A 16,291-nucleotide genomic window follows, 5' to 3' on the forward strand; every position below is an offset into this window, starting at 1 on the left:
ACGAGTGACCGCGGCTCACTAGACTTGCTCCGTGGTCACTCGTCTATCGAACTTCTTCCTCCGCACACTCCGTGAAGACCCTGCAGGTGCAGAGGTCGCCAGTCACAAGCTGCTGATCCGGGCCGGGTACATCCGACCGCAGGCCGCCGGCATCTTCGCGTGGCTGCCACTCGGTCTGCGCGTCAAGGCGAAGATCGAGACCGCCGTCCGCGAAGAGATGGCCGCAGCGGGCGCGCAAGAGGTGCACTTCCCGGCTCTCATGCCTCGCGAGGCCTACGAAGCGAGCGGTCGGTGGGACGAGTACGGCGATCTGCTGTTCCGTCTGCAGGACCGCAAGGGTGGCGACTATCTCCTGGCCCCCACGCACGAAGAGGCCTTCACGCTGCTCGTGAAAGACCTGTACTCGTCGTACAAGGACCTGCCTCTCACGATCTACCAGATCCAGGACAAGTACCGCGACGAGGCCCGTCCGCGCGCTGGCCTGCTCCGCGGACGTGAGTTCACGATGAAGGATGCCTACTCGTTCGACTCCTCCGACGAGGGGCTCGATGTGAGCTACCAGGCGCAGCGTGACGCGTATGAGCGGATCTTCCAGCGTCTCGGCCTCGAGTACGTCATCGTCCAGGCGGACGCCGGCGCGATGGGGGGCTCACGCAGTGAGGAGTTCCTGCACCCGACACCCGTCGGCGAAGACACGTTCGTGCGCAGTGCCGGTGGCTACGCGGCCAACGTCGAGGCGTTCACGACGGCGGTTCCCGATGCCATCGCCTTCGACGCGGACGCGTCTCCCGTGATCTTCGACTCCCCGGACACTCCCACCATCGAGACTCTCGTCGCGCATGCGAACCGCGAGCTCGGCGGCGAGTACACGGCGGCAGACACGCTCAAGAACGTCGTTCTGGCGCTCACCCACCTCGACGGAACCCGCGAGCTGGTCATCGTGGGTGTTCCCGGTGACCGCGAGGTCGACGAGAAGCGCGCGGAGGTCGCCTTCGCGCCCGCCGAGGTCGAGACCGCAACGGCAGACGACTTCGAGAACAACCCGCTGCTGGTCAAGGGCTACATCGGTCCCTGGTCGCCCACCGGAGCCGTTCTGGGTGAAGAGTCCGCCACCGGCATCCGCTACCTGGTCGACCCGCGTGTCAGCGAGGGCACGAGCTGGATCACCGGCGCCAACATCGACCAGAAGCACGCGCACTCGGTCGTCGCCGGGCGCGACTTCGAGGCCGACGGCGTCGTGGAGATCGCGAACGTTCGTGCGGGCGACCCCGCCCCCGACGGCTCGGGCCCTGTCGAGCTCGCGCGCGGCATGGAGATCGGACACGTCTTCCAGCTCGGTCGCAAATACGCCGAGGCCCTCGGGCTGAAGGTGCTGAACGAGAACGGCAAGCTCGTCACCGTCACGATGGGCTCGTATGGCATCGGCGTGACCCGCATCCTGGCGATCATCGCCGAGCTCAACAACGACGACAAGGGTCTCATCTGGCCGGCATCCGTCGCACCGTTCGACGTGCAGGTCGTCGCAGCCGGTCGCGATCAGGTGGCGTTCGACGTCGCGACGACGCTGTCCGCGCAGCTCGAAGCCGCTGGTCTCGACGTGCTCTACGACGACCGCCCCAAGGTATCGCCCGGCGTGAAGTTCGGCGACGCCGAGCTCGTCGGCGTGCCGAAGATCGTCATCGTCGGCCGCGGTGCCGCCGAAGGACAGCTCGAACTGTGGGATCGTGCCACAGGCGAGCGTGACACCGTGTCGGTCGACGAGGTCGTGAGCCGGCTCTCGCGCCGCTGAGCAACCACGGCCGCGTCGTCAGCAGACGATGCGGCCGTGGTTCATGGTGTCGTCATCAGGAGTGTCGCGGGTGACCAGCGCCTTGAGTGCGCCCGCCGCCAGCGCGAGCTTCCCCTTTGCCGGCTCCCAGAACTCCGTCACCTTCGGCGTCACCTTGAGCAGGGCGATGCCGGGGGTGTCCAGGCCGTCAGCGAACCAGATCTCCAGCGAGGGCGAGTAGAGCTCTTCCATCTTGGCTCGGTCGTGCACGAGCACTGCGGTGCCGGCGACGGATACGTACCGCATCCCCTTGGCGTCGCAGTATGCCAGGCCGACGTCGTGATGCCGTTGTGCCTCCTCGACCTTCTCCGTGTCCTCGGCGGTGAAGAACCAGATGTCTCCGGCTTCGTCCATCTGCCTGGTCGACATCGGTCGACTCACGAGGTTGCCGTCATCGTCGGTGGTCGTGAGCATCGCGATGTCGATGTCCTCCACGAGCTCGGCGACGCGGGCGAGGGATTCGGGTCCTGTGATCTCGGTCATGATGTCAGCCTGACGTGCAGCGCGAGCGAGAGCACGGGCGTTGACACTGCGGCTGCTCCGTGCTCATGTCGACGAGAGGCTCGGCGTTGCGGAGCGTTGTGGCTGCGGCGCATGACACGCTGGTCTCATGATCGACGAATCACTGCCTGAGTCCCTCAGCTCCGAGATCAACGCCGTCCTCGACGATGCGGGAGTGCACACCGACCGGCGGCTGGTGATGCGGATGCTGCGCACCGCGATCCTGCTGGGCGAGGATGGTGCCGATCGTCTCGACCTGAAGATCGCGTCAGCGGCGCTGGCCGAGATGCGTGACGCGTTCCGCCTGTTCGCGCCGTTCCGCGGGGTTCCCAAGGTGACGGTCTTCGGATCAGCGCGCACCAGACAGGACGATCCGCTCTATCTCACCGCCCGCGACGTCGCGGCAGCGTTGGCCGGCGACGGCTGGATGGTCGTGACGGGTGCGGGTCCAGGGATCATGCAGGCGGCCTCGGAGGGTGCAGGGCCCGCTCTCTCGCTCGGCGTATCGATCCGGCTCCCCTTCGAGGAGAAGCCGAACGGTTTCGTGGCAGGGCAAGACCACGTCGTGGCGATGAAGTACTTCTTCACGCGCAAGCTGATGCTCATCAAGGAGTCGCTCGGCTTCATCTGCCTGCCGGGTGGATTCGGCACCCTGGACGAGATGTTCGAGCTGCTCACGCTGCAGCAGACCGGAAAGGCGGAGCCGACGCCGATCGTTCTGCTCGATCAGCCGGGGGGAACCTTCTGGCAGGGGCTCCGCAGCTTCATCGACGACCACCTCGCCCCGACCGGCGTCATCTCGGTGGGCGACTTCGATCGCGTGGTGATCACGGATTCCATCGAGGCCGCCAGGGCGGAGATCACCGGATTCTGGCACAACTACGACTCGCTGCGGTGGGTCGGCGACGCACTGGTGCTGCGACTCAAGGCCGAGCCGACGGATGCCGAGATCGAAGCGCTCAACGAGCAGTTCGCCCCGATGCTCTCTTCGGGGCGGATCGAGCGGACCGCCCCGCGACAGGCCGAGGTCGCCGATGACGACGTACTGGATCTACCACGCCTGATCCTGCACCTGGATCAGCGTCAGGTCGGGAACCTCTTCCGTCTGATCGGCGCGATCAACGCGCTGGGGTCCGCTCCCGCTCGATGATGCGCGACGCGAAGTCGTCCAGGTCGACCGGACGATCGAGGATGCGCTCGGCGGCCCGACGCCCGGAGTAGAAGGCGGCGCCGACGGTCGCGGGCTCATCGCCCCAGGTGGCCTCACCCGCGAAGTGCAGCACCCCGTCTACGGGCCCTGCGAGGGCGTCGTGGTCGTGATGGGTCGAGCCCACCGCCAGGTGGGAGTATGAGCCGTTCGAGAACTGGTCGTGGCCCCAGCGCGTGATCCAGTGGGCGATGGGGTCGCCCACGGTGTCTGGGTAGAGCAGGCGCAGCGCGCTGACGGCGTCGGCGACGATGTCTTCGTCCGAAAGCTCCTGCATCCGACGACCGAACGGCCCGGCCGCGAACGTCAGCAGCGTGGGGATGCCGCTCACGGCGGAGACGTCGTACCAGGAGTGCCAGTGCTCACCGGCTTCGCCGAGCGCGCGCAGTACGTAGCTCTCCTCGTCCCAGAAGCGCTCGGGGAACTGCACGAACACCTTGTTGAAGACGCCCATCCCGAGCCGCGAGATGGGTCCGGCCACCGCGTCGGGCAGGGCCGGCTCGAACGCGATCGTGTCGGCCTTGAGGATGCCGAGGGGCACGGTGACGATCACGCGGTCTGCCTCGTACTCCGTGTCGCCCGCGTGCACCATGACGCCGTCGGATGAGCGGACCACGCGGGTGACGGTTGTCCCGAGGCGGATGTCGAGTTCGGCGCCGATTCGGCGGGGGAGCTCGTCGTACCCGCGCGGGAAGATCACCTCGTCGCCGTCGATCGCATCCTCGTCGAGACCGTGCGCGTCGAGATCGCCGATCCACGCTCCGCACTGCTCCTCGACCCGGTGGCGGAAGAACTCACGGATGTCGTCGATGCGCTCGGGCTCGATCCCGGACCGGTCCAGCGCCCGCTCGGTGACATCGAGGTATGTGTCGCCGGGGGAGGACGCGGCGATCTCTTCGACGAGGAGCCGATCTGCGGTGTCGACGTCGGCGATCCACTGAGCGGTGGCCGCGGTATCCATCGCGTTGCCGTCGCCGTCGAAGTTCTCGATCGGACGGCCACCGACCTGGAAGCTGCCGACCGTGTACTCGATCGCGGGAATCCTGAGAGCGTGGACGAGGTTCCACAATGGCGAGCCTTCGATCCCGTGGATCCACGACGCACCGAGATCGACGGGGAATCCGGCGCTCCGGTCCGTGTGCATCCGACCGCCGATACGGTCGCGTCCCTCGAGGACGACGACGCGCTGACCCGCATCGACGAGCATCCGGGCGCTCGTGAGCCCCGACATCCCCGCGCCGATCACGATCGTGTCGAATGTGCTCACGTGCTCCTCCTCGAGCGGCTCCCTGATCCGACACCGCTGCCGCCGCGCGGGAGCCGGTTGGCACAGGGTATCGTGGTACGGATGTCGCGCGTGCGAACAGGCGCGACGAGAGCTGAATAGAGAGGCCGTCATGGACATCGAACTGAGTCTGCTGCGAGGGATCGAGAAGGAGAAGGCGATTCCCTTCGATGAGCTCGTCGCCATCATCGAGCAGGCGATCCTGACCGCGTACTCCAAGCATGTCTCCCCGGATGGGGTCACACCCGAGGGCGTCCGCGTCGATCTCGACCGCAAGACCGGCCACGTCGCCGTGCTCCAGGTCGTCAAGGACGACGAGGGCGCGATCATCGGCGAAGAGGATGCCACACCCGACGACTTCGGTCGGATCGCGGCCTTCGCGGCCAAGCAGGTCATCAGCCAGCGTCTGCGCGACATCGCGGACGACGTGGTGCTGGGCGATTTCAAGGACAAAGAGGGCGACATCGTCGCCGGTGTGATCCAGCAGGGTCCGAACCCGCGCATGATCCACGTCGATCTCGGCGTCGTCGAGGCGATCCTGCCCCCCGAGGAGCAGGTGCCCGGTGAGGAGTACACGCACGGCGCGCGTCTGCGCGTGTATGTCACCAGCGTCGCCAAGGGGCTCAAGGGTCCGCAGATCACGGTGTCCCGCACACATCCAGGGCTCGTCCGGCGACTCTTCGCCCTCGAGGTGCCGGAGATCGCAGCCGGACTCGTGGAGATCGTCGCTCTTGCTCGTGAAGCCGGACACCGCACCAAGATCGCCGTGCGGGCCAACGACCCGTCGATCAATGCGAAGGGTGCGTGCATCGGTGAACTCGGACGTCGTGTGCGTGCGGTGACCGAAGAGCTCGCGGGCGAGAAGATCGACATCGTGGACTACGACGCCGACCTCCCGACGTTCGTCGCTCATGCGCTCTCGCCGGCGAAGGTGACGAGTTCGTTCGTGCTCGATGCGAACACCAAGGCCGTGCGCGCCCTGGTCCCCGACTACCAGCTGTCGCTCGCCATCGGCAAGGAGGGCCAGAACGCGCGTCTGGCCGCCAAGCTCACGGGCGCCAAGATCGACATCCAGCCGGACAGCGTCCTCGACTGATCGGCTCCGGCCTTCCGCCGCGCCCGAGTGCGGGCAAGGCGTGGTGAAACGCAGGTGTAAGATGGAACCCGTACGAACGTGCGTCGGTTGCCGCACGCGTGCTCCCCGCTCCACTCTTCTCAGGGTGGTGAACCAGAACGACACCCTCATCCCCGATGAGCGCGCTGTTCTGCCGGGGCGTGGCGCGTGGGTGCATCCGACACCTGAATGCATGGAAGCTGCTCTGCGGCGTCGCGCATTCGGACGGGCACTGCGTGTGACCACTCAGCTGGACACACGGACCTTCGAACAGCACCCACCAAGAAACAAAGGCTGAACAGCTATGGAAACAAAGTGAACGGCTCGAAATGAGACCCGTCCGCGACTAGTGGTCTGCCCTGTCTGGGTAGACCAACTCAGACAGGAGAATTGTGGCTGGTAAACCACGCGTACATGAGATCGCCGCCGAACTCGGCGTCGACAGCAAGATCGCACTTGCAAAGCTCAAGGAACTCGGCGAGTTCGTCAAGAGCCCGTCTTCCACCATCGAACCGCCGGTTGCGCGCAAGCTGCGCGCGGCGATCGAAGCAGACGGCTCACTGAAGGCCGCGGCTCCGGCAGCGCCCGCAGCGAAGCCCGCTGCGAAGTCGACCACCTCGGCTCCCAAGCCCGGTGGCTCGTCGGCACCGACTCCCGGACCCAAGCCGGGTCCGAAGCCTGCACCGGCTCCCGCAGAACCGGCACCGGTCGAGGCTGCACCCGTCGAGGCCGCACCGGCCGAGAAGGCTCCCGCAGCAGAGGCCTCAGAGGCTTCGGCTGATGCGAAGCCGGCTGACGGCTCAGCTCCCAAGCCGGGCGCTCCGCGCCCCGGCAACAATCCTTTCTCGACGGCACAGGGCATGGGGCAGCGTCCCGCAGGTCCTCGTCCGGGCAACAACCCCTTCGCCTCGGCGCAGGGCATGGGACAGCGTCCCAGCCCGACTCCCGGAAACATCCCGCGCCCGCAGGCGCCGCGTCCCGGCGCCCCGCGTCCGGGTGCGCCCCGTCCCGGTTCCCCCCGTCCCGGCGCCCCGCGCGGCGGTCAGGGTGGTCGTCCCGGTGGCGCTCCCTTCCAGCAGCGTCCAGGCGGCCCCGGTCGTCCCGGTGGTGCTGGCGGCCCCGGTGGTGCAGGTGGTCCCGGTGCTCGTCCCGGTGGTGGCGGCGGTTTCGCCGGTCGTCCCGGTGGCGGTGGCGGTCGTGGCCGTGGTCCCGGCGGTGGTACCGCAGGTGCCTTCGGCAAGGGCGGCGGCAAGAGCAAGCAGCGCAAGTCGCGGCGGGCGAAGCGGCAAGAGTTCGAGATGCGGAGTGCTCCGGTCGTCGGTGGCGTCAACGTCACCCGCGGCAACGGAGAGATCATCCGCATGCGCCGTGGCGCATCTATCGCGGACTTCGCCGACAAGATCGAGACGCTGACCGGTTACACGGTCCAGCCGGGAACCCTCGTCACCATCCTCTTCAACCTCGGCGAGATGGCCACGGCCACCGAGTCGCTGGATGAGGCGACCTTCGAGGTCCTCGGTGCCGAGCTCGGCTACAAGATCCAGATGGTCTCGCCCGAGGACGAGGACAAGGAGCTCCTCGAGGGCTTCGGTCTCAACCTCGAGCAGGAGCTCGAGGAAGAGGACGAGGACGACCTCGAGATCCGTCCGCCGGTCGTCACCGTCATGGGTCACGTCGACCACGGTAAGACCCGTCTCCTCGACGCGATCCGTCAGACCAACGTCATCGAGGGTGAAGCCGGTGGCATCACCCAGCACATCGGTGCGTACCAGGTCTGGACCGAGCACGACGGCATCGAGCGCGCCATCACGTTCATCGACACCCCGGGTCACGAGGCGTTCACCGCCATGCGTGCCCGTGGTGCGCAGGTGACCGACCTTGCGATCCTCGTGGTCGCGGCCGACGACGGCATCATGCCGCAGACGGTCGAGGCGCTGAACCACGCCCAGGCGGCGAACGTGCCGATCGTGGTCGCGGTGAACAAGGTCGACAAGCCCGACGCCAACCCGTCGAAGGTTCGTCAGCAGCTGACCGAATACGGTCTGGTCGCCGAGGAGTTCGGTGGCGACGTCATGTTCGTCGATGTCTCCGCTCGTGCGAACACGGGTATCCAGGAACTCCTGGACGCCGTGCTTCTCACTGCCGACGCAGGTCTGGACCTCACCGCCAACCCGAACAAGGCCGCTCGTGGTGTCGCCATCGAGGCGAAGCTCGACAAGGGCCGTGGTTCGATCGCGACGGTGCTGATCCAGTCCGGAACGCTCCGGATCGGTGACCCGATCGTTGCAGGTACGGCCTACGGCCGCGTGCGTGCGATGGTCGACGAGAACGGCGATGCTGTTCTCGAGGCCTACCCGTCGCGTCCGGTCCAGGTGCAGGGACTCAACTCGGTGCCGCGAGCCGGCGACGTCTTCCTCGTCACAGAAGAAGACCGTCTGGCGCGTCAGATCGCTGAGAAGCGCGAAGCCGTCGAGCGCAACGCCCAGCTGGCCAAGGCCCGCAAGCGCATCTCGCTCGAGGACTTCACCCGTGCTCTCCAGGAGGGCAAGGTCGAATCCCTCAACCTCATCATCAAGGGTGACGTCTCCGGTGCCGTCGAGGCGCTCGAGGAATCGCTCCTCAAGATCGAGGTCGACGACTCGGTGCAGCTGCGCATCATCCACCGCGGTGTCGGTGCGATCACCGAGTCCGATGTGAACCTGGCGACGATCGACAACGCGATCATCGTGGGCTTCAACGTCCGCCCCGACACGAAGGCGCGCGAGCGCGCTGCTCGTGAAGGCGTGGACATCCGGTTCTACTCGGTGATCTACAACGCCATCGATGAGGTCGAGAGCTCGCTCAAGGGCATGCTCAAGCCGGAGTACGAAGAGGTCCAGTCGGGCGTCGCCGAGATCCGTGAGGTGTTCCGCTCCTCGAAGTTCGGCAACATCGCCGGTGTCATCGTGCGATCGGGAACGATCACGCGCAACGCCAAGGCTCGCGTCATCCGCGACGGCGTCGTACTGGCCGATGGTCTCGCCATCGAGTCGCTGCGTCGCTTCAAGGACGATGTCACCGAGGTCCGTACCGATTACGAGGCCGGTATCGGTCTCGGAAAGTACAACGACATCCAGATCGGTGATGAGATCGAGACGACCGAGCTCATCGAGAAGCCTCGCGGCTGATCAATTCGAAACACCTTCGGGCGTCCTTCGCTCCCGCTCCTCGGAGCGTGGAGAGGAAGGACGCCCTGAGGTTTCCTGGACAGGGAGAGAACAATGGCAGGCGAACGACAGGCTCGTCTCGCGGATCGCATCCGCGTGATCCTCGCCGAGCGACTGGAGAAGGGGCTGCGTGACCCGCGCCTCGGCTTCGTGACCATCACCGACGTCCGCGTGAGCGGAGACCTCCAGCATGCATCCGTGTTCTACACGGTGCTGGGCACGGAGGAGGAGCGCATCGCCAGCGGCGCCGCGCTCACGTCGGCTACGGGCATGCTGCGGAGTGAGGTCGGACGACAGCTCAGCACCAGGTTGGTGCCGACGCTCGAGTTCATCCCGGATGCTCTTCCGGAGAACGCCGACCACATCGGCGCGCTGCTCCGCGAGGCGCAGCAGCGTGATGCCGACGTGGCGAAGCTCGCATCCTCGGCGTCGCACGCCGGCGATGCGGACCCGTACCGCACGGACGACGACTCGGAGTGAGCGCCGTTTGATACGCTCGGCTTCGCGGGAGCGCCTCCCGCGAAGCTGAGGGGGATCGGCATCGAGGGTACGAGTACGTCTGGGGCCTTGTTCATAGCGCCCGCAGCCGTCGGTCTGATCCTCGATGAACTCCTCGATCTTGATCTCGGCTGTGCGCCGCACGTCGTCGCCAGGCTCGCTGCCGATCTGAACTCGGACCCGACGACGATCCGTGAGGTCGTCGCGCGGTTGACGCCGACCCAGCGACATGGTCTGGGTCCGCTGCCGGTCCCGTTGCCCTTCGTGCCGGCGATCGCACGGCGATTCGAGGGGGTGCAACTCGACCCTCGCGATCGGGAGCTGCTCCTGGCCCTCTCGGTGTGCCTGGATGACGCTCTCGATCCGATCCTCGAATTCGACGGGCGATCAGCCGCCGAGATCGCCGCGTCCGCGGTCGGCAGCCGCCTCGTACTGCATGCCGGTCGAGTGCGTTTCGTCGATGCCCGGCTGTCGATCTGGGTGCGGGCGACCACCTGCGCCGCGGCCATGTCGACGGTTCACGAGCGGCTGAGCGCCATCTTCCGACGCCGTTGTGATCGGGTGAGCGCTGACTGGCACAGGGCGCGCGCGTCGCTCGAGGGCGATCCGGAGGCTGCGCCCGAACTCACGCACATCGCTCGGCAGCTGACCGAGGCAGGATATCCGGATCGCGCGCTGCTGCTCGCGCGTGAGGCCGCAGAGCACGCGACGGGTGCAGACCTGGATGACGCCTTTCTGGTCGCGGGAGCCTCGGCGGTAGGAGCCGGATTCGCTGCCGACGCGGCCACGTGGTTGGGGGGTCTCTACCCACACGGTGCGGAGAGCTTTCGACTGCGGGGGCTCGGGGCTCTGCTGGTCGCGCAGGCGTGCCTGCAGGGCGCGGTCCCGGAGGTGGATCCGTGTACGCTGCGTCCCGCCACGGACGACCAAGAAGACTGGCGCAACTGGACCAGAGCCGCCGCCCTCGCCGCGGTCATGTGCGCCGAGCGCGGGGACCGCCCCAGGATGCGCTCCTGGCTCGACGCCCTCCGTGATGGTGCCGCCCGGATCGGCGCAGAGCGGGAGCTGAGAGATCCCGTCGTGGCCTTGAGCTGGCTCATCGCGGGGGAGCGTGACATCGATGAGGTGACCGCGTCGGGCCCCGTGAGCGGAGGAATGCTCCGTACGTTGCGCGCTGCGATGCGCGGAGACATCGATCAGGCGCTGCGTCAGCTCGCGAACGATGAGTCCGCGATGTCAGGCGAATCCGATCCATTCGTTCCCGGATACGAAAGCAGTCCTGCCGTCCAGGCGTACCGCGCCGTCGTCGAGGTGCTGCTTCTCGTCTGGCGTGGCGATATCGGGCTGGCACGGGAACGTCTGATCCAAGCTGCGCTCGCGCTGCCGGTCACGATGCCTTTCGCGGGACTGGGTGTGGTGCTCGCGCGACGCCTCGACCTCGCTGTGCTCGGCGAACTCGGTCCGTTCTCCCGCTCGCTCACGGCCGCGCTCCCGTCAGGAGTGAAGATCGATCTCCTCGTCGACCGTGGCATCCGGTCGTTCCTGGCCGGTGCGTTCGACGATGCCGCGGCGACCGTTCGCCTGTGGTCCGATCTGGGATCGCCGCAGACTGCGATGGCGGTGCCGGGGCTCGATGAGCTCTCGCTCGTTTCGAACGACAGGTCGGCGTCTACGACTTCCATCCAGCCTCCCGACATAGCCCGCGCGCAGCAGCTGAGGGATCGGATCGCCACGGCAGGCGACGGACGATGGCGTTCGGAGCGCGACGACATCCGTGAGGCTGCGCGGACGCTGAACTCACCGTTCGCGCGGGCTCGGGTCGAGACGATGCTCGGCACCCAGTATGCGATCCGCGACGATCACCCGTCGGCGCGGATCCATTTCCAGTACGCGGAGCGGTTGTTCGAGCTCGCGGGTGCGACGGCGTGGGCGCGGGCGATCCGCAGCCGCATCGACCGACTCGATGCGAGAGAGGGGAGCATCGTCCCCACGGTCGATCCACTGGCGGCGTGCCGTGCTGCCTGGTCGCTCCAGCTCACGGCGCGCGAGCTGGAGGTGGCGATGCAGGCGGTCGGCGGCGCGGCGAACCGCGACATCGGCGAGGCTCTGAACGTCTCGGTCCGCACAGTGGAGGTTCACCTCGGACGGGTGTTCGGCAAGCTCGATGTGCGGAGCCGGGTCGAGCTCACGGTGCTCGCCCACCGGACCAATCAGCACCTCTGAACCTGAGGTCAGCGGGGCAGCGAGAGGGCTTCGCCGTCCGCTTCGGCGAGCCCGTCGGCGATGAGCGAGTCGATCGCCCGATCTCGCTGCCGCGCGTCCGGCCAGTCGGGGAGCACCGCGACGAGGGGAACTGCGCTCGGCGACGCGCTGCGCAGCAGGCGCAGAACCGCACCGCGAGCCTGACGATCCGAGCCCTCGTAGGTGGCCTGGCGTCGGCGCTCGTCACCCGTATCGGGCTTGCCGGCGCCCAGCCACGCGCAACTGCCGGCGAGAGGGCACACCTCGCACCGCGGGGCGCGCGAGGTGCACACCGTGGCGCCGAGCTCCATGGCCGCCGCGTTGAACGCAGCCGCCTCTTCCTCGTCATCCGGCAGCAGCGAGGCCATCAGATCGAGGTCCCGGCGCGAAGGCGGCCCGGGTTGGGAACGGCCTGTCACCGCCCTCGCGAGCACCCTCCTGGTGTTCGTGTCGACGACGGGGTGCCGGTCTCCGTAGGCGAACACCGCGACGGCGCGTGCGGTGTATTCGCCGATGCCGGAGAGCGCGAGCAGGGCATCCACATCACGCGGAACGACCCCGCCATGCCGGTCGGTGATCTCCACCGCGGCACGGTGCAGCCAGAGGGCGCGTCGGGGGTACCCCAGGTTGGCCCACTGCTGCACCACCTCGGCCGTGGTCGCCGTGGCCATCGCGGCAGGTGTCGGCCACCGGTCGAGCCACGCATCCAGGTGCGGAATGACCCGCATGACCGGCGTCTGCTGCAGCATGAACTCGCTCACGAGAACACCCCAGGCGCCGAATTCGTTATGAAACGCAGACCGGCGCCATGGCAGGTCACGGGCGGTCGCCCGATACCATTTCGACAGGCGCGACGTGATGTCGGAGAGGGCCTGCGAATCGGGCATCGCTCAAGCCTACGCGAGCACACATTCGAGACGGGGACACGTATCCATGAACAGCACACGCACGAGCGCCCTTGTCTTCATCACGCTCTTCGCCGTCGGCAGCCTGGTCGGCTGTGCAGGACCATCGTCGCCCACGTCGACGCCGAGCAGTGGGCTCTCGCCGAGCGCAACACCGACGAGCACTCCCACCCCGGCGCCGGAGGCGCGCGTCGAGGACCCGGCGGACCCCGGCACATGGATCATCGACGGGGCCGGCGTTGGTCCCATAGACGTCGGCGGCGATTTCGCCTCGACACTCGGTGGCCTCACCGGCGCATGGAACAACGACACCGTGAACTGTTCGTGGTCGGCATGGTGGACGGCTGCCGACTCGAGCTACTCCATCTCGTTCGTTCGCGGAACGGAAAGCGATACGGCGCCCATTCGTGAGATCTCCGTATATTCCGCAGCCGAGGTTCCGGCCGCGGTCACGGGTCCGCTGACCGAGGACGGGCTGGGGGTAGGAGCGACCAAGACCGAGGTGCTCGCAGCGTATCCCGACGCGCAGGAGGGGGCGGCGACGATCGGAAGCGACACCTGGATCATGCTTCCCGGCGACGCCGCGGCGCACGTCTTCTTCGCTTTCCGGGAAGGCAGCGATACAGCCTGGGACGTCACCGTGACGACGGGCACCGAACCCTCGTACGAAGTCTGCGGGTGAGGCTTGCGACCGGCAGAACGCGTCGTCCTCGGTAGGCTGGGGGGATGGTCTCGCCCGGCATCCTTCTCGTCGACAAGCCCTCAGGACTGACCAGTCACGACGTCGTCGCCCGCACGCGCCGCGCGTTCGGCACCCGCAAGGTCGGCCATGCCGGAACACTCGATCCGATGGCGACCGGCCTGCTGGTCATCGGCATCGAGGGGGCGACCAGGCTGCTGACGTACATCGTGGGTGCGGACAAGACCTACGAGGCGACGATTCGTCTCGGCCAGACCACGGGCACCGACGATGCTGAGGGCGAGACCCTCACAACCGCCGCCCCCGAGGCATGGGATGCCGTCACCGATGACGCGGTGTCGGCGGGGATCGCCGCGCTCACGGGCGAGATCTCTCAGGTGCCGAGCGCCGTCTCCGCCATCAAGGTCGATGGGCGCCGCGCCTACGACCGCGTGCGAGCCGGAGAAGAGGTCGTGCTCGCCGCGCGGGACGTCGTCATCTCCCGGTTCGACCTTCTCGAAAGCCGCAGGGTTGCGGGATATCTCGACCTCGACGTCATCGTCGACTGCTCTTCCGGAACCTACATCCGCTCGCTCGCCCGCGACCTCGGGGCGGCTCTCGGCGTCGGCGGTCACCTGAGTGCGCTGCGGCGAACCAGGGTCGGTCCGTTCGACGTGGCGGATGCTGTCGGCCTCGATGCGCTCGAAGGCGCGACCACACTGACCCCGGCCGAAGCGGCTGGACGCATTCTTCCGGCGCTGGACATGTCGAGTGACGACGCGCGCGACCTCCGCCACGGCAAGCGACTGGGTGGGCAGGCCGCCCGTCTCGAAGGTCCGATGGCTGCGGCGGTCGACCCCGACGGAATCCTGATCGGCATCGTCGAGAAGCGCGGCGTCGACCTCAAGAGCGCCATGAACATGCCGGGGGTCGAACGATGATCCTCTGGTTCTCGATCGCGCAGATCGCGATCGCCGTCTCCGCCGGACTCTTCTGCCTCATCGCAGGTCTGATCGGTCGTCGGCCGAGCGACTTCTCGGTCGGCGCCCTCGCACTGGTCGAGGCTCTGCTCGTGGTTCAGGTGATCGCCGCGATCATCGCGCCGTTGGCAGGCAACCCTCCGACCGGCGACCTGCTCGAGTACTGGGTCTATCTGATCTCGGCCGTGCTCCTGCCGGTCGGCGCCGTGCTGTGGGCGCTCATGGAGCGCAGTCGATGGAGCACCGTCATCCTCGGGGTCGCTGCCCTCGCCATCGCGATCATGCTGTGGCGGATGCAGGTCATCTGGTCCGTCCAGATCGCGTGACGCGAGAGGTCGGAGCGGAGTCCGACGCTCTCCCACGGCTCTAGGATGGAATGCGCTATGAGCTCCACCGCCCCCTCCACTCGGATGACCGGAATCGGTCGCGTCCTCGTGATCGTCTACGCCGTCATGGCGCTGGCCGCCACGGGGCGCAGCTTCGTGCAGATCGTTCGTCGGTTCGACGAGGCGCCACTCGCGTACTCGCTCTCCGCACTCGCGGCCGTCGTCTACATCCTCGCCACGCTCGCACTCGTGCTGGCTCGTCGTCGTGGTTGGTACACGGTCGCCTGGGTCGCGATCGTCTTCGAACTCACCGGAGTACTGGTCGTCGGACTGCTGAGCATCGTGATGCCCGATCTGTTCCAGCACGAGACGGTGTGGTCGCTGTTCGGCCGCGGATACCTGTTCATCCCGCTGGTCCTCCCGGTGTTCGGAATCTGGTGGCTGCGTACGCATCGGCCGGTTGAGGTCGCGCAGCCGGTCGGGGTCGACGCGTGATCGTCTTCCGCAGCCCGGAGGAGGTGCCCGGCGACTTCGGACCTACTGCGGTCGCGATCGGCAAGTTCGACGGCGTACACGCGGGTCACCGCGCCGTCATCGAGCGACTGCGGCAGGCCGCCACGGCCACCGGCAGCCGATCGGTGGCCGTCACGTTCGACCGCAACCCGCTGGCGGTCATCCGCCCGGACCGGTGCCCAGAGAACGTCGTCACGGTCGACCGCAAGCTCGAGCTCCTCGGCGAGCTCGGTCTCGACGCGACGCTGGTACTGACCTTCGATGAGGAGCTCGCGGCCCGCAGCGCGGAAGACTTCGTGGTCGACATCCTCGTCGGCGCGCTCCAGGTCTCGACGGTCCTCGTGGGCGAGGACTTCCGCTTCGGCCACAGAGGAGCGGGCACTCCGGAGCTCCTACGCGAACTCGCCCCACGCTACGGCTTCTCGGTCGAGGTCGTCGACGAGGTCTATCTCCCCGGCTCCACGCGACGCGTGTCGTCGAGCTGGATTCGCGAGCTGTTGATGGAGGGCGATGTCGCGGCCGCGGCGAAGGCGCTCGGTCGCCTCCCCGACGTGCGTGGCGAGGTCGTGCACGGTCTGAAGCGCGGCCGGGAACTGGGGTTCCCCACCGCGAACCTCTCGACCATCGTCGATGCCTTCGTCCCGGCAGACGGCGTCTACGCGGGATGGCTCGTCGACCACGACACCGGGATCCGACACCCGTCGGCGATCTCGGTCGGCACGAACCCCACCTTCGACGATGTCCTCGTGCGGCAGGTCGAAGCACATGTGCTGGGGGAGACCGGCCTCGATCTGTACGGGCACGATGTCACGGTCGAGTTCGTGGAGCGGCTGCGGGGCATGGTCGCCTTCGAGGGCATCGACAAGCTCATGGTGCAGATGGGGGCAGACGTCACGGATGCCGCCCGGGCGCTCGGGCTGCCCTCCTAGCGATTCCCTCGCACGAAGACGATTCCCCGATCCGGATCGGCGGCTCGGCGTGGGCGATATCCTCGAGGCGCGTGCAATG

General features: G+C 67.4%; 15 protein-coding genes. 12 read left to right on the forward strand and 3 right to left on the reverse strand.

What is annotated here, in order from left to right; genetic code table 11:
* Nucleotides 1-31: 31 nt before the first annotated feature.
* Nucleotides 32-1,789, forward strand: a complete 1,758-nt coding sequence (locus CQ040_RS00360) for a proline--tRNA ligase (RefSeq protein ID WP_105525594.1) — start codon at nt 32-34, stop codon at nt 1,787-1,789.
* A gap of 18 nt (nt 1,790-1,807) precedes the next feature.
* Here CQ040_RS00360 and CQ040_RS00365 read toward each other — a convergent pair whose 3' ends face one another.
* A complete protein-coding gene (locus CQ040_RS00365) occupies nt 1,808-2,311 on the reverse strand; it encodes a pyridoxamine 5'-phosphate oxidase family protein (protein WP_105525593.1) in 504 nt (167 codons plus the stop codon).
* Nucleotides 2,312-2,438: 127 nt separating this feature from the next.
* On the opposite strand from CQ040_RS00365, the gene CQ040_RS00370 reads away from it, so the two are divergent.
* Complete coding sequence (locus CQ040_RS00370) at nt 2,439-3,479, forward strand: TIGR00730 family Rossman fold protein (protein ID WP_105525592.1); 1,041 nt, start codon at nt 2,439-2,441, stop codon at nt 3,477-3,479.
* On the opposite strand, the gene CQ040_RS00375 is transcribed toward CQ040_RS00370, so the two are convergent.
* Complete coding sequence (locus tag CQ040_RS00375) at nt 3,448-4,803, reverse strand: FAD-dependent oxidoreductase (RefSeq protein WP_105525591.1); 1,356 nt, start codon at nt 4,801-4,803, stop codon at nt 3,448-3,450. The genes CQ040_RS00370 and CQ040_RS00375 overlap by 32 nt on opposite strands.
* A gap of 130 nt (nt 4,804-4,933) precedes the next feature.
* On the opposite strand from CQ040_RS00375, the gene nusA reads away from it, so the two are divergent.
* The 5 genes from nusA (at nt 4,934) to CQ040_RS00400 (ending at nt 11,862) form a co-directional block, all read left to right on the forward strand.
* Nucleotides 4,934-5,917, forward strand: coding sequence for a transcription termination factor NusA (nusA, locus tag CQ040_RS00380; protein ID WP_028502858.1), 984 nt, complete (start codon nt 4,934-4,936; stop codon nt 5,915-5,917).
* A gap of 61 nt (nt 5,918-5,978) precedes the next feature.
* Nucleotides 5,979-6,233 (forward strand): YlxR family protein, encoded by a 255-nt coding sequence (locus CQ040_RS00385; RefSeq protein ID WP_081663123.1) that lies wholly within the window; start codon nt 5,979-5,981, stop codon nt 6,231-6,233.
* A gap of 94 nt (nt 6,234-6,327) precedes the next feature.
* Nucleotides 6,328-9,102, forward strand: coding sequence for a translation initiation factor IF-2 (infB, locus tag CQ040_RS00390; RefSeq protein ID WP_028502857.1), 2,775 nt, complete (start codon nt 6,328-6,330; stop codon nt 9,100-9,102).
* 93 nt (nt 9,103-9,195) lie between these two features.
* Nucleotides 9,196-9,621 carry a 30S ribosome-binding factor RbfA gene (gene rbfA, locus CQ040_RS00395; RefSeq protein ID WP_028502856.1) on the forward strand — a complete coding sequence of 142 codons (426 nt, stop codon included), beginning with the start codon at nt 9,196-9,198 and terminating at the stop codon, nt 9,619-9,621.
* A gap of 87 nt (nt 9,622-9,708) precedes the next feature.
* On the forward strand, nt 9,709-11,862 hold the full coding sequence (locus CQ040_RS00400; protein ID WP_105525590.1) for a helix-turn-helix transcriptional regulator: 2,154 nt from the start codon (nt 9,709-9,711) through the stop codon (nt 11,860-11,862).
* 8 nt (nt 11,863-11,870) lie between these two features.
* Here CQ040_RS00400 and CQ040_RS00405 read toward each other — a convergent pair whose 3' ends face one another.
* Nucleotides 11,871-12,767: an adenine glycosylase gene (locus CQ040_RS00405; protein WP_105525589.1), complete on the reverse strand. Its 897-nt coding sequence runs from the start codon at nt 12,765-12,767 to the stop codon at nt 11,871-11,873.
* Nucleotides 12,768-12,813: 46 nt separating this feature from the next.
* Between CQ040_RS00405 and CQ040_RS00410 the strand changes: the two genes are divergently transcribed.
* Genes CQ040_RS00410 through CQ040_RS00430 form a run of 5 tightly spaced genes read left to right on the forward strand, consistent with a single transcriptional unit; the run spans nt 12,814 to nt 16,212 of the window.
* A complete protein-coding gene (locus CQ040_RS00410) occupies nt 12,814-13,467 on the forward strand; it encodes a hypothetical protein (protein ID WP_105525588.1) in 654 nt (217 codons plus the stop codon).
* Between the two features lie 44 nt (nt 13,468-13,511).
* Entirely contained in the window at nt 13,512-14,405 is an 894-nt protein-coding gene (gene truB / locus CQ040_RS00415) for a tRNA pseudouridine(55) synthase TruB (RefSeq protein WP_105525587.1), read from the forward strand.
* Nucleotides 14,402-14,770, forward strand: coding sequence for a hypothetical protein (locus CQ040_RS00420; RefSeq protein WP_105525586.1), 369 nt, complete (start codon nt 14,402-14,404; stop codon nt 14,768-14,770). The genes truB and CQ040_RS00420 overlap by 4 nt, the downstream gene beginning before the upstream one ends.
* 57 nt (nt 14,771-14,827) lie before the next feature.
* Nucleotides 14,828-15,265 carry a hypothetical protein gene (locus CQ040_RS00425; RefSeq protein WP_258131208.1) on the forward strand — a complete coding sequence of 146 codons (438 nt, stop codon included), beginning with the start codon at nt 14,828-14,830 and terminating at the stop codon, nt 15,263-15,265.
* Nucleotides 15,262-16,212, forward strand: coding sequence for a bifunctional riboflavin kinase/FAD synthetase (locus CQ040_RS00430; protein WP_105525584.1), 951 nt, complete (start codon nt 15,262-15,264; stop codon nt 16,210-16,212). The genes CQ040_RS00425 and CQ040_RS00430 overlap by 4 nt, the downstream gene beginning before the upstream one ends.
* The last annotated feature ends 79 nt before the right edge of the window (nt 16,213-16,291 follow it).

Source organism: Microbacterium sp. MYb54, from assembly GCF_002979515.1.
In the GTDB taxonomy this organism is placed as follows: domain Bacteria; phylum Actinomycetota; class Actinomycetes; order Actinomycetales; family Microbacteriaceae; genus Microbacterium.